The 13,241-nt window shown below is 63.6% G+C and carries 11 protein-coding genes; 7 read left to right on the plus strand and 4 right to left on the minus strand.

The window, feature by feature from the left end; all coding sequences use genetic code 11:
* Positions 1-12: 12 nt before the first annotated feature.
* Both ACSX1D_RS06955 and ACSX1D_RS06960 read left to right on the plus strand, forming a co-directional pair.
* Positions 13-1,350 (plus strand): ATP-binding protein, encoded by a 1,338-nt coding sequence (locus ACSX1D_RS06955; protein WP_439861561.1) that lies wholly within the window; start codon positions 13-15, stop codon positions 1,348-1,350.
* Positions 1,351-1,499: 149 nt separating this feature from the next.
* Entirely contained in the window at positions 1,500-2,435 is a 936-nt protein-coding gene (locus ACSX1D_RS06960) for a chemotaxis protein CheV (protein WP_439861562.1), read from the plus strand.
* On the opposite strand, the gene ACSX1D_RS06965 is transcribed toward ACSX1D_RS06960, so the two are convergent.
* Positions 2,432-2,917, minus strand: a complete 486-nt coding sequence (locus ACSX1D_RS06965; protein ID WP_439861563.1) for a DUF1499 domain-containing protein — start codon at positions 2,915-2,917, stop codon at positions 2,432-2,434. The genes ACSX1D_RS06960 and ACSX1D_RS06965 overlap by 4 nt on opposite strands.
* Here ACSX1D_RS06965 and ACSX1D_RS06970 point away from each other — a divergent pair.
* Complete coding sequence (locus tag ACSX1D_RS06970; protein WP_439861564.1) at positions 2,916-3,722, plus strand: MOSC domain-containing protein; 807 nt, start codon at positions 2,916-2,918, stop codon at positions 3,720-3,722. The two genes, ACSX1D_RS06965 and ACSX1D_RS06970, sit on opposite strands and share 2 nt — an antisense overlap.
* A gap of 33 nt (positions 3,723-3,755) precedes the next feature.
* Here the strand turns inward: ACSX1D_RS06970 and ACSX1D_RS06975 are convergent, their stop codons facing one another.
* The gene (locus ACSX1D_RS06975; RefSeq protein WP_439861565.1) at positions 3,756-5,684 is read right to left on the minus strand and encodes a transglycosylase SLT domain-containing protein; all 1,929 of its coding nucleotides are present in this window, start codon (positions 5,682-5,684) and stop codon (positions 3,756-3,758) included.
* Between the two features lie 314 nt (positions 5,685-5,998).
* Here ACSX1D_RS06975 and ACSX1D_RS06980 point away from each other — a divergent pair, with 314 nt between their 5' ends.
* Both ACSX1D_RS06980 and ACSX1D_RS06985 read left to right on the plus strand, forming a co-directional pair.
* Complete coding sequence (locus ACSX1D_RS06980) at positions 5,999-7,915, plus strand: ATP-binding cassette domain-containing protein (protein ID WP_439861566.1); 1,917 nt, start codon at positions 5,999-6,001, stop codon at positions 7,913-7,915.
* Positions 7,916-7,978: 63 nt separating this feature from the next.
* Positions 7,979-8,665, plus strand: a complete 687-nt coding sequence (locus ACSX1D_RS06985) for a DUF6901 family protein (protein WP_439861567.1) — start codon at positions 7,979-7,981, stop codon at positions 8,663-8,665.
* 42 nt (positions 8,666-8,707) lie between these two features.
* Here the strand turns inward: ACSX1D_RS06985 and ACSX1D_RS06990 are convergent, their stop codons facing one another.
* On the minus strand, positions 8,708-9,148 hold the full coding sequence (locus ACSX1D_RS06990) for a universal stress protein (protein ID WP_439861568.1): 441 nt from the start codon (positions 9,146-9,148) through the stop codon (positions 8,708-8,710).
* Positions 9,149-9,235: 87 nt separating this feature from the next.
* On the opposite strand from ACSX1D_RS06990, the gene ACSX1D_RS06995 reads away from it, so the two are divergent.
* Positions 9,236-9,673 (plus strand): hypothetical protein, encoded by a 438-nt coding sequence (locus ACSX1D_RS06995; protein ID WP_439861569.1) that lies wholly within the window; start codon positions 9,236-9,238, stop codon positions 9,671-9,673.
* A gap of 92 nt (positions 9,674-9,765) precedes the next feature.
* Here the strand turns inward: ACSX1D_RS06995 and ACSX1D_RS07000 are convergent, their stop codons facing one another.
* Positions 9,766-10,584: a hypothetical protein gene (locus ACSX1D_RS07000; RefSeq protein ID WP_439861570.1), complete on the minus strand. Its 819-nt coding sequence runs from the start codon at positions 10,582-10,584 to the stop codon at positions 9,766-9,768.
* Between the two features lie 482 nt (positions 10,585-11,066).
* On the opposite strand from ACSX1D_RS07000, the gene fadB reads away from it, so the two are divergent.
* Complete coding sequence (gene fadB, locus ACSX1D_RS07005; RefSeq protein ID WP_439861571.1) at positions 11,067-13,214, plus strand: fatty acid oxidation complex subunit alpha FadB; 2,148 nt, start codon at positions 11,067-11,069, stop codon at positions 13,212-13,214.
* Positions 13,215-13,241 lie beyond the last annotated feature (27 nt).

The raw sequence follows: 13,241 nt of genomic DNA on the forward strand, positions 1-13,241 counted from the left end.
AACGAATTTGTGATGAGCATCGTGACTGAGGAATTGCAGCAGTCGGATCTGCGGGCAGTGCTGCAGAACATCAACCTCGGCGTGTTATTGCTCGACAGTGATTGCCGGGTGGTGTTCTGGAACGACTTCATGGTGCTGAACAGTGGCCAGGACGGCGCCGATGTGGTTGGCCAGTTGCTGTTCGACGTCTGTCCCGAGTTGCCGCGGCTGTGGTTGCAGAAGAAGGTCGATGCCGTATTCGCCTTGCAGAACCTGGCATTCACCTCCTGGCAGCAGCGCCCCTACCTGTTCAGCTTCTCCGGCAGCCGGCCGATCACCGGCCAGGCCGAGGCGATGTACCAGAACTGCACCTTTTCCCCGGTGCTGGATGCCGAGGGCAGCGTCAAGTTCGTCTGCCTGACGATTGCCGACGCTACCGAAACCGCCACCCAGCATCTGCAATTGGAGCGCCTCAATCAGTTGCTGCAGGCGGAGAAGGACGAGCAGGCTCGGCTGATTCGCAAGCTCGAAGATACCCAGGCGCAGTTGCTGCAGTCGGAGAAGATGGCCGCCATCGGTCAGCTGGCAGCCGGCGTCGCGCATGAGATCAACAACCCGGTCGGCTATGTGTATTCCAACTTCAGCAGCCTGCAGGGCTATGTCGGTGACCTGTTCGCTCTGATCGACGCCTATCAGCAGGCGGCCCAGCAACAGGATGCCGCTTTCCGCGCGGTGCTGGAGGAGATCAACCGCAAGCTCGACTACGAGTTCGTGCGCGAGGACATGGCGGATCTGGTGAAGGAATCGCGCCAAGGCCTGGAACGGGTCAAGCAGATCGTGCAGGACCTGCGTGATTTCTCCCATATCGATTCGGGGGACTGGCAACCCGCCGACCTGCACAAGGGGCTCGACAGTACGCTCAATGTGATCTGGAACGAGATCAAGTTCAAGGCCGAAGTGATCAAGTCCTATGGCGAGTTGCCGATGATCGAGTGTCTCGGCTCCCAGCTCAATCAGGTGTTCATGAACCTGATCGTCAATGCCGCCCACGCCATCGAGAAGCAGGGCACCATCTGGCTGGAGACTGGATGCCAGGACGACTGGGCCTTCGTGCGGGTGCGCGACAACGGCGTCGGCATCGCACCGCAGCATGTCAGTCGGCTGTTCGAGCCGTTCTTTACCACCAAGCCGGTGGGCCAGGGCACCGGGCTTGGCCTGTCCGTTTCCTACAGCATCGTTGACAAGCACCACGGCCGGCTGGAGGTCGCAAGCGAGCTGGGCCAGGGCTCTACGTTCACCGTCTGGCTGCCAGTGCGCCAGCCTCAGCCTCAGCCGCAGGGCGGCGGCGACAGCCCTGTATCCGAGCGGTGACTCGCTGGCGATTCCGGGCACTGTCCGGGGAGCCTGGCTGAACTCGGCAGGACCCGGTAGGGGGCGATGCACCTGAGGTGGCTTCAGTTGCGCCTTGTCCGGCCGATACCCCAGCAGTAGCCTCGCTCGACAAATCTTAGGAGTACGCAATGGCCGGCATTCTCGACACGGTCGATCAACGCACCCAGCTGGTGGGTGAGAATCGCCTGGAAATCCTGATGTTCCGGCTGTCGGGTCGGCAGATGTTCGCGATCAACGTGTTCAAGGTGCAGGAAGTCCTGCAGATGCCCAGGTTGACGCTGATGCCGCATCGTCACCGCTGCGTCTGTGGTGTGATCAGTTTGCGTGGCCAGACCTTGCCGGTGATCGACTTGTCGCAAGCCATCGGCATGCGCCCGCTGCTCCCGGATGAGCGCAGCACCATCATCGTCACCGAATACAACCGCTCGGTGCAGGCGTTTCTGGTGGGTGGGGTCGACCGCATCATCAACCTGAACTGGGAAGCCATCCTGCCGCCCCCCGGCGGCGCCGGGCGCCAGCACTACCTGACGGCCATCACCAAGGTCGAGGAGCAGCTGGTGGAGATCATCGATGTCGAGAAGGTGCTCGCCGAAATCGTCCCCTACAGCGCGAAGATATCCAGCGAGCGCCTGAGCGATCCGTTACTGGCGCGGGCCCGCGGCCGCGAGGTGCTGCTGGTGGATGATTCCAGTGTGGCGGTGGCTCAGCTGCGCGATACCCTGTCGCAACTCGGGATGAAGATGCACGTGGCGACCGACGGCCTGAAGGGGCTGCGCCTGCTTCAGCAGTGGGCGGATGCCGGGCAGGTGCTGAGCGACAAACTGCTGATGGTATTCACCGATGCGGAGATGCCGGAGATGGACGGCTATCGCTTGACCACGGAGATCAGAAAGGATTCGCGCCTGAAGGATCTGTATGTGGTGCTGCACACCTCGCTGTCCGGCAGCTTCAACGAGGCCATGGTGAAGAAGGTCGGCTGCGACAACTTTCTCTCCAAGTTCCAGCCGGACAAGTTGGTCGAGGTGATCCGCGAGCGCCTGCTGCGTGACCAGCCGGACGCCTAGGGCTGTCGCTCGAGGCCTTGGCGCAGCCGTTCGACGCGTTGCCGGTTGACGCCGAAATCGGTATGGCCGAGGCGAGACGCCGAGCGCACATCGACCTTCTGCTCGCCGACCAGGAACTCCACGTCGTCGATGAAACGCAGCAAGCGGCTGCGGAACTCGGCGCGCAGGTAGCCGTCGCGCTGTTCCACCAGGCGTGCCCGCGGCTCCTGATCGAGCAGTGTGACCAGGCGTTCCTGAGTCTGTCTCGGGTTACCCCGCAGGGGCAGGGGCTCGACTCGCCACTGCCCCTCGGGCGCCTGGCTGCTGACACAGTTGGGCGAATCGGGGCAGGGCGCCAGGCGGCCATCGCCTGCGCCGAGCTGGGCCGGCGTGCCGGCGCTGCAGGCGGCGAGCTGAACCAGCGCTGCCAGGCAGGCCGCGGGCTTGTAGGTGCGCCGGCATGCTCGTATAAGGGCGTTTTGCCGAAGGGAAAGCTGGCTCATGCTACGTCTCACTGGGTTGTACCGTTATCCGCTCAAGTCGGCGATTGCCGAGTCCCTGCTTGAGGCTCGAGTGGATGCCCTGGGGATTCTGGGGGATCGTCGCTGGATGGTAGTCGATGCGGCCGGCGGACGCTTCCTGACCCAGCGCTTGCTGCCGCAGATGACTCAGCTGAATGCCCGCTGGCAGGGCCAGGCGCACTTGCTGCTCAGCGCGCCGGGGATGGCCGACCTGCTGGTTGCATTGCCCGGTAAGCAGGCCGAACTGCGGGGCGTGACCATCTGGCGCGACAGCCTGCAGGTGCCGGATGCCGGCGACGCCGCGGCGCGCTGGCTGAGTCGGCTGCTGGGGCGCGCCTGCCGCCTGGTGCAGATTCCCGAAGCGCGTGCTCGGCAGGTCGATGCCGCCTATGCCGAGGTCGGCGACAAGGTGGCGTTCGCCGATGGTTTCCCGCTGTTGTTGATCGGTCAGGGTTCGCTGGATGACCTGTCCGCGCGGGTGGGTCGTGCGCTGGAGATGCTGCGCTTTCGACCCAACCTGGTGGTCGAGGGCGCGGCGCCCTATGCCGAAGACGACTGGAAACGCATTCGCATAGGCAGCCTGGAGTTTCGCGTGGTCAAGGCCTGCTCGCGTTGCATCATGACCACCCTCGACCCGCGCAGCGGCGAGCGCAGCGCCGATCGCGAGCCGCTGGCCACCTTGCAGCGCTATCGCGAGCGCGATGGAGAGGTGTATTTCGGCCAGAACCTGATTGCCGGCGGCAGCGGCGCGCTGACGCTGGGCATGCCGATCGAGGTCCTCGAGTAGGTCTGGGGCGCGCGCCAGCCCCGGAGCTGCCGCTTATTGATCGTCGAAGTAGCGCTCGTGCCAGCCGATCAGCGGCTGCGGTGCGTTGAGCTTCTCACCGTAGATCACCGAGTACGACAGCACGTTCTGCACGTATTGGCGGGTTTCGTCGAAGGGGATGTTCTCGATCCACACGTCGTAGGCCAGGTGGTCGGCGCCGCGCAGCCACTGGCGAACGCGCCCCGGGCCGGCATTGTAGGCGGCGGAGGCGAGCACCCGGTTGCCCTTGAACTGACCGTAGATCTGGCTCAGGTAGGCGGCGCCGAGCTGGATATTGACCTCCGGGCGGTAGGCCAGCTGGGGCGAAGACAGCGGAATGCCGAAGCGCTTGGCGGTTTCCTTGGCCGTGGCCGGCATCAACTGCATCAGCCCCATGGCGCCGACCGGTGATCGGGCATCGGCCATGAACGCGCTTTCCTGGCGGGTGATGGCGAACACCCAGCTGGAGTGCAGGCCGCGCTTCTTCGCCTCGCCGGTCATTTCGGCGCGGTGGGCCATGGGGAAGCGCACTTCGAGGTCGTCCCAGTACTGCGCCTGGCTGATGGTGCGGATGGCCGGGAAGTACCAGCCCCGGTCGTAGGCCAGGCGTGCCTGGGCGACCAGCTCTTCACGGCTGAACAGGCGGCTGACGTGGTACCACTCGCGGCGGCCGTCGACGATCTGGCCGCGGGCGTGGAATTCCAGGGCGCGACGGATGCCGGCGGCGTTGCGCACTCTTTCCAGGGTTTTGCTGTCGAGGGCCAGGGGCTTGTTGTTCAGGTGGTAGGGCGCCTTGACCTGATCGGCGGCCATGAAGCCGTAGAAGTCGCGCTCCTTGGCCAGTCCCTGATAGAGCGCCAGGGGCTCTTTGTTGTTGGGTTGGGCCAGCTGCAGGCTGCGCGCCTGCCAGTAGCGCCAGCGGCTGGTCTGTGCCAGGTCGGCGGGCATCTGCCGGGTCAGCTGGTGCGCGTCGCTCCAGCGGCCCAGGCGCAACAGCAGGCGAGCGCGCCACTCGCTGACGGTATTGTCGCGCAGCTGCGGGTCGTATTTGGCCATCACCTCGAGGGCGCGAGCGTCGAAGCGCTTCGCCAGGGTCAGGCCGATCTCCCTAGCTATCGCCACCTTTTCCTCGTTGGAGAAGTGCATGCGCTGGGCGTAGCCGTCGAGCAGGCTCAGCGCCTTCTCCGGGTCCTGGCGAGCCAGGCGGCGCAGGCCCAGGCCGACCACGTCGGCCATGGCCCAGTCGGCTGGTGCGAAACGGCCTGACTGGCTGAGCAGCTGTGGCTTCTGCGCCACCTCGACCAGCAACTCACCGTGCTTGGCCAGCTTCGGCAAGGACTTGCTCAGGTACTTGGCCAGGCCATAGTTGCGCGCTTCGGCGGCGAGCTTGGCCCGCTGCCAGCGCTTCTTTTCGGTGAGCTGGCCGGCGGCCTCCCAGCGGGCGAACAGGCGGTCACAGGCTTCGGGCTGGGATTTGCCGACCAGCCAGAGCTGTTCCGCGGTGGCATAGCCGGCCTCGGTCAGGCCGTGGCCGAGTTGGTACTGGCCGTAGAGGCAGTCCAGTTCGGTGAAGTTAAGCGTTGGGTCGTAGTGCTTGATGAAGGTCTGCCATTCGCCGCGTTCGGCCAGCCAGCGCAGCCAGCGCAGCTTCATCCAGCTGGCCTGGGGCAGGTCGCCGTGCTCGATGAGGAATTTCTCGATCTCCTGGTTGCTGGCCGATTTCAGCCGGGCGGTCAGCTCGTCGTAGGCCAGGTAGGGCTCCAGTGGGTAGTCGCGCAGGGCGCTGGCGTAGCGTCGATAGGGCTCGCTGTTGCCCTTGGCCAGTGCGCGCTTGGCCTCGTCGTAGTACTGGCGCTGCTGCTCCAGGCTGGCGGCTTGGGCCGAGGCGAGTGTGGCGACGGAGAGGCTGAAACAGGACAGCAAGAGAAGCAGGCGACCGCGCATGACACTTCCGGGATGGCTATGTGGGTGGGCGCCGGTAATGTCGACGCTGAACGCCGTTAGCTTAGCCTTTTGCTCGGTGGCGAAGAAAGGGCGACCGCCGACTGGCGGGCGAATCGAAATTGCCCGCAACCCTCGGGTGTATCTCGGTTAGAATGCGCGCCCAGTTTTTGTCGGAGTCCAACGCTTCGACAAGTCAGTTTTGTGCTGATAATGGGCGCAAAAGTCTGGAATTGACGCATAAGTCGACCTGCGGTCGTGGCGCTTCCGGATGCATAGCCGCCCGTACAGCACCAGTCGTATCGTCGAGGCGTGCCATGACCCTGCTCAAGTTCACCGATGTTTCCTTGGCCTATGGCGCCATGCCGCTGCTGGACAAGGTGTCCTGGCAGATCGGCCGTGGTGAGCGGGTGTGCATCATTGGCCGTAACGGTACCGGCAAGTCCAGCCTGCTGCGTCTGGTCAAGGGCGATCAGCATGCCGATGACGGCGAGATCTGGCGCGCGCCGGGGCTGAAGATCGGCGAGTTGCCGCAAGAGCTGCCGCGTGCCGACGAGCGCAGCGTATTCGATGTGGTCGCCGAAGGCCTCGACGGCGTCGGCGCCTTGCTTGCCGAGTACCACCATCTGAGCCAGAACATCCGCAGCGACGCCGACCTGGACAAGCTGATGCACGTCCAGCAGGACCTCGAGGCGCGTGATGGCTGGCGCTTGCAGCAGCTGGTCGAGAGCACCCTGAGCCGCCTGCAGCTGCCGGCCGACAAGACCCTGGCCGAGCTGTCCGGTGGCTGGCGCCGCCGCGTGCTCTTGGCCCAGGCGCTGGTATCCGAGCCGGACCTGCTGCTGCTGGACGAGCCGACCAACCACCTGGACATCGGTGCCATCGCCTGGCTGGAGGAGGCGCTGCTCGGTTTCAACGGCGCAGTGCTGTTCATCACCCACGACCGTGCCTTCCTGCAGAACCTGGCCACGCGCATCCTCGAGCTGGATCGCGGCGGCCTGATCGACTGGAACGGCGACTACGCCAGCTTCCTGGTGCACAAGGAGCAGCAATTGGCCGCCGAGGAAACCGCCAACGCGCTGTTCGACAAGCGCCTGGCCCAGGAAGAGGTGTGGATTCGTCAGGGCATCAAGGCGCGGCGCACCCGCAACGAGGGTCGGGTGCGGGCGCTCAAGGCGATGCGCGCCGAGCGCAGCGAGCGGCGTGAGCGTCAGGGCAAGGCGAATATCCAGCTGGATGTCGCGGAAAAGTCCGGCAAGCAGGTGATGGTGGTCGAGCACGTCAGCTTCGCCCATCCGGACGGGCCCAAGCTGATCGATGATTTCTCCATGGTCCTGCAGCGCTCCGACCGTATCGGTCTGCTGGGCGCCAACGGCACCGGCAAGACCACGCTGCTGAAGTTGCTGCTGGGCGACCTGCAGCCCACTGCAGGCAAGATCGAGGTCGGTACCCGCCTGGAGGTGGCCTATTTCGATCAGCTACGTCATCAGCTGGAACCGGAAAAGACGGTGATCGACAACGTCGCCGAAGGCCGCGACTTCATTACCATCGATGGCCAGAATCGCCATGTGTTGAGCTACCTGGGCGACTTCCTGTTCAGCCCGCAGCGCGCGCGGACGCCGGTCAAGGCGCTTTCCGGCGGCGAGCGGGCGCGTCTGCTGCTGGCCAAGCTGTTCAGCAAGCCGGCCAACCTGCTGGTGCTGGACGAACCGACCAACGACCTCGATGTGGAGACCCTGGAACTGCTGGAAGAGGTGCTGCTGACTTTCCCGGGCACCGTGCTGATGGTCAGTCACGATCGGGCCTTCCTCGACAACGTGGTAACCAGCACCCTGGTGTTCGAAGGCGAAGGGCGCGTGCGCGAGTACGTCGGCGGCTATCAGGACTGGCTGCGCCAGGGCGGTTCGGCGCGCCTGCTCGGGGTGGGCGAGAGCAAGGCTGGCAAGGCCGAGCTGGCCTCGGCGGTGGTCGCGCCTGCGCCGGCCGCGGCGGAGCCAGACGCGCCGGTGGCCGCGAAGAAGAAGCTCAGCTACAAGCTACAGCGTGAGCTGGAGGCGATTCCCGGGCAGATCGATGCGCTGGAGATGCAGATCGCCACGTTGCAGGAGCGTGTGGGCGATCCGGCCTTCTACCAGAAGCCGGCGGAGGAAACCGCCGCGGCCCTGGCTCAGTTGCAGGCGTTGCAAGATGAACTGGATCAGGTTTTGGAGCGATGGGCCGAACTGGAAGGCTAAAAACGTCGACAATGCGACCGAAATCCCTCAAACAGAACCTTTAGAAGTCTGGCGGAGCAAGGCATGGCCATCGAGTACCGGATCACTCTCGACGACAATCACGAGTTCAGCTATCGCATCGAGCTGGAGCGCGCCTATGAACCCGAGCAGGCCCAGGCCGCGCCGGGCTGGACGCGCCTGGGGCATCAGCAGTGCAGCAACTGTCCGCTGAGTCGCGAGACTTTCAGCCATTGCCCGGCGGCAGTGGACCTGTACCGGGTGATCGAGGATTTTCAGGGCCTGCCGGCCTTCAAGAAAGCCACGGTCTGGGTGCGCACGCCAGAGCGCGAGTACACCAAGCACGCGGGTCTGGAGGAAGGCCTGCGGGCGCTGCTCGGGGTGATCATGGCAACCAGTGCCTGTCCGGTGCTGGGCAAGCTGCGGCCGATGGCGCAGAACCACCTGCCATTTGCCAGTAACCAGGAGTTCATCCTGCGCGCCTTCTCGCTGTACCTGGCGCGACAGTACTTCAACTTCCGTGAGGGCCGTCATGCCGACTGGGAGCTCAAGGGGCTGGTGCGCATGTTCCAGCAGTTGCAGCTGGTCAATCAGGCGTTCTGGCAGCGAATTCACGACACCTGCAAGGGCGACTCGAATCTGAAGGCCTTCCTGACCTTCTTCTCCATGTCCTCGAGCATGACCTATTCGCTGGAAACCCAGTTGCAGAAAATTCGCCCGCAGGTGATGAGCGCCGGCGACAGTTTCGAGTAAGGGGCGGATGACGCGGCTGGTGTCATCCGCCTGCGGCTGCGTTTATTCGGCCTTCTTCAGGCGCACGGCGAGCACGTCGCAGGGGGCACCATGCAGTACGTCGTTGGCGGTGGAGCCCAGCAAGAGCGCCAAGCCGTGACGACCATGGCTGCCGACCATGATCAGGTCGCAGCCTTGCTCTTCGGCCAGGCGATGGATCTCCTGGCGCGGCTGGCCGTAGGCCAGGTGGCGCTGGTCGGTGCCGAGCTTCGGGTATTTGCCGGCGAAGCTGTCCAGGCGTTCACGTGCTTGGTCGAACTGCTGCTGTTGCAGCATGGACAGGTCCATCGGCACATCACCGCCAAAGGCCATGGCCATGGGTTCGACGACATGCACCACGGACAGCTTGGCGTGGCTGCTGGCGGCCAGCGTCTGTGCACGTTGCATGACCGGGTCGCATTCCTCGGTCAGATCGACGGCGACCAGGATGTGCTGGTAGGGCATGGGGTGACTCCTTAGAGGTCAGGCGATGAAAGTAAGTATGACTGCATTGGAAACGGATGACAGGCTTTTGCCTGCGAGATAGACCTTATGTCCCTGTGGATAGCGTTGTTGCTCCTCGCCTGTGTGCTGAGTCCGCTGACCTGGCTGATTCCATCGCGGCTTCAGCGCGGGCAGATGGATGTGCGCCTGCAGGCGCGCCGGATGGGGCTGGCGATGCAGTTGTCGCGCCAGCAATGGCCGCACTGGCTGGCGACGGAGCCGCCGGGCGCCTGTGCCCAGTATCATCTGGGGCGCCGCCGCGGGCAGCGAGACAGTTGGTGCTACTGGCAGGCCGAGCCGGGGCAGTGGCTGAACCAGTGGCGCGAGCCTTGTGCTGAAGAGGCCCTGGCCGAGCAGCTCGCCAGGTTGCCGGCAGATGTCTTCAAGGCCGAGGCCACGCCACAGATGGTCGCGCTGTGTTGGGGCGAGCGGGGGCAGGGCGATGCGCTGCAGAAAGTCTTCGACTTCCTGCAGGCGCGCGCCTGACGGATAAAGAAAAGCCCGGCGCAAGCACCGGGCTGGGAAAGTGGCCAGGCAGGCCGGAAAGATCGAATGCGGCACTCCGGGGGCTGCCCGAGCTAGGACTGGCTGGCCGCGTATTCGGCCGAGACGCGCTCCAGTCCCTCGATGATGCTGTCTGAGTATTTATTGACTAGGAAGGGCACGCTGTTCTCGTTGTAGTTCATCAGCGAGCGCTCGATATAGCGCCATTTGGTGCTGATCCCGCTCAGGGTCTGCTTGATCTGCGTGCTGTTCTGCGCGGTCTGCTCCATCACTGCCAGCTGCGCGGCGAACTGAGTGACCATCTCCTCGATAGGACGCACTTCGCCACCGCCCATGAAGGTTGCTCCCACCGAGGCGCTGCGCAAGGCGTAATCCACCGCAATCTCCTGCATCAGCAGGCTCTGCTCACGGCTCTGCTGGGTCAGGGCGGCGACCTGCTGGCCGCTCTCCTGCTGAATCTTGTTGTACAGCTCCAGGCACAGGGCCATCAGTTGTCGATTCTCCGCGGCCAGGTCGGCCACCGGCTGCAGGTCGGTATAGCCCTGTGTCCTCAGCGTGCCGACCAGTCGTTCGAGGTCGCCTTGGTAGTCGGTCCATTGCTGGGTGAGCTGCGCGCGCAAGGCCTTGGAACCTTCGCCTGGCATATCGCTCAGCGCCTCGAGGCGTGTATTGGCCTCGTTCAGCGACTGGCCGATCATGCGCGCGTAACGCTGATCGCCTTCCATACCGTTGTACATGTAGAAGTCGCCCAGGGTTTTCTGCGCGGCCAGTCTCAGCTGATGCAGGTCAAGCAGGCTGCGGGCGGCGTCGGTGGCGTGGCCAGGTGGGCTGAACAGGGCAATGCTGGTGGCGAGCAGGGCGCTCAGGGAAATGGCAAGCAGGCGGCTCGACATAGGGGCTCCGTGTGTCCCCTCAATCGGGGTACCTATTATTTTTGTTGTGGTTACGCCTGTTCTGGAGGCGGCGTATCGGGCCGACTGTACCCGGAGCAAATTAATTTTGCTAGGCGTGCGCTGGGTCACGCTTGCGGGGCTGAGCCGAGCAAAAGGACGTGAATCTATATCGATGATCGCCCTGCTGTCGCGTGGCGCGCAGCCTGCCGCGGCACTCTGCGAGCGTGCACCGCTGCGCGGAAAAGCCCAGTGTGCGCCACCGATTGACAATCCAGGGTTTTTCCACGATGGTGTGCATACCCAAATCAAACGGGCGTATGAATTGAGTGTTTGCCTGAAGGGGCAGCGCCTTTACAGTCCGAATATCGCGTCGGTGGGTGTGCCAGATTCCTTGGGGTTATGCTCGGCAAATGTGCCGTGGGGTAGCTCGCTGGTTGGCTCCGATGTGTACAGTTCAGCTTCCATACCGTGGAGATCAGTTGATGATTTACGAAGGTAAAGCCATCACGGTTAAGGCTCTTGAGAGTGGCATCGTCGAACTGAAATTCGACCTCAAGGGTGAATCCGTCAACAAGTTCAACCGTCTGACCCTGAACGAATTGCGTCAGTCGGTTGATGCGATCAAGGCCGATGGGTCGATCAAGGGCGTGATTGTCACCAGTGGCAAAGACGTATTCATCGTCGGCGCCGATATCACCGAGTTCGTCGACAACTTCAAGTTGCCTGACGAAGAGCTGGTGGCTGGCAACCTCGAAGCCAACAAGATCTTCAGCGACTTCGAAGACCTCGGCGTACCGACCGTCGCGGTGATCAATGGCATCGCCCTGGGCGGTGGCTTCGAGATGTGCCTGGCGGCTGATTACCGCGTAATGGCTGAGCGTGCCAAGGTGGGTCTGCCGGAAGTCAAGCTGGGCATCTATCCGGGCTTCGGCGGTACCGTCCGTCTGCCGCGCCTGATCGGTACCGACAACGCGGTTGAGTGGATCGCCGCCGGCAAGGAAAACGCTGCCGCCGATGCCCTGAAAGTGGGCGCCGTCGATGTCGTGGTCAGTGCCGACAAGCTTCAGGCCGCTGCCCTGGACCTGGTCAAGCGCGCCATCGCCGGCGAACTGGACTACAAGGCCAAGCGTCAGCCTAAGCTGGAGAAGCTCAAGCTCAATGCCATCGAGCAGATGATGTGCTTCGAGACCGCCAAGGGTTTCGTCGCCGGCCAGGCCGGTCCGAACTACCCGGCGCCGGTCGAGGCCATCAAGACCATCCAGAAGGCCGCCAACTTCACCCGTGACAAGGCGCTGGAAGTCGAGGCCGCCGGCTTCGTCAAGCTGGCCAAGACCTCGGTCGCCGAGAGCCTGATCGGTCTGTTCCTGAATGACCAGGAGCTGAAGAAGAAGGCCAAGCACCATGATGAAATCGCCCAGGACGTGAAACTGGCCGCCGTGCTCGGTGCCGGCATCATGGGCGGCGGCATCGCCTACCAGTCGGCGGTCAAAGGCACGCCGATCCTGATGAAGGATATCCGCGAAGAGGGTATCCAGATGGGCCTGAACGAGGCCTCCAAGCTGCTCGGCAAGCGCGTCGAGAAGGGTCGCCTGACTCCGGCGAAGATGGCCGAGGCACTCAACGCCATCCGTCCGACCATGTCCTATGGCGACTTCGGTAACGTCGATATCGTCGTCGAAGCCGTGGTTGAGAACCCGAAGGTCAAACAGGCCGTGCTGGCCGAAGTGGAAGCAGCAGTCGGTGAGGGTGCGATTCTCGCGTCCAACACCTCGACCATCTCCATCAGCCTGCTGGCCAAGGCGCTCAAGCGTCCGGAAAACTTCGTCGGCATGCACTTCTTCAACCCGGTGCACATGATGCCGCTGGTCGAAGTCATCCGTGGCGAGAAGTCCAGTGAAGTGGCCGTGGCCACCACCGTCGCCTACGCCAAGAAGATGGGCAAGACGCCGGTCGTGGTCAATGACTGCCCGGGCTTCCTGGTCAACCGTGTGCTGTTCCCGTACTTCGGCGGCTTCTCCAAGCTGCTCGAGCTGGGTGTCGACTTCGTGCGCATCGACAAGGTCATGGAGAAGTTCGGCTGGCCCATGGGCCCGGCCTACCTGTCCGACGTGGTCGGCATCGACACCGGCCACCATGGCCGTGACGTCATGGCCGAGGGCTTCCCGGATCGCATGGCGGTCGAGGGACGCACCGCGGTCGACGTGATGTACGAAGCCAACCGCCTGGGCCAGAAGAACGGCAAGGGCTTCTATGTCTACGAAACCGACAAGCGCGGCAAGCCGAAGAAGGTCGTCGACCCGCAGGCTTACGAGCTGCTCAAGTCCATCGTCCGCGAGCAGCGTGAAGTGACCGATGAGGACATCATCAACTTCATGATGATCCCGCTGTGCATGGAAACCGTTCGCTGCCTGGAAGACGGCATCGTCGATACCGCCGCCGAAGCGGATATGGGCCTGATCTACGGCATCGGCTTCCCGCCCTTCCGCGGTGGTGCGCTGCGCTACATCGATAGCGTCGGTGTTGCCGAGTTCGTAGCCCTGGCCGACAAGTACGCCGATCTGGGCACGCTGTACCACCCGACCGCCAAGCTTCGCGAAATGGCTGCCAACGGCCAGAAGTTCTTCGGTTAATCGCGGACAGACTAGAGCGAGAGTGAA

It is taken from the genome of Pseudomonas sp. MBLB4136 (genome assembly GCF_051904765.1).
Taxonomy (GTDB): Bacteria; Pseudomonadota; Gammaproteobacteria; order Pseudomonadales; family Pseudomonadaceae; genus Aquipseudomonas.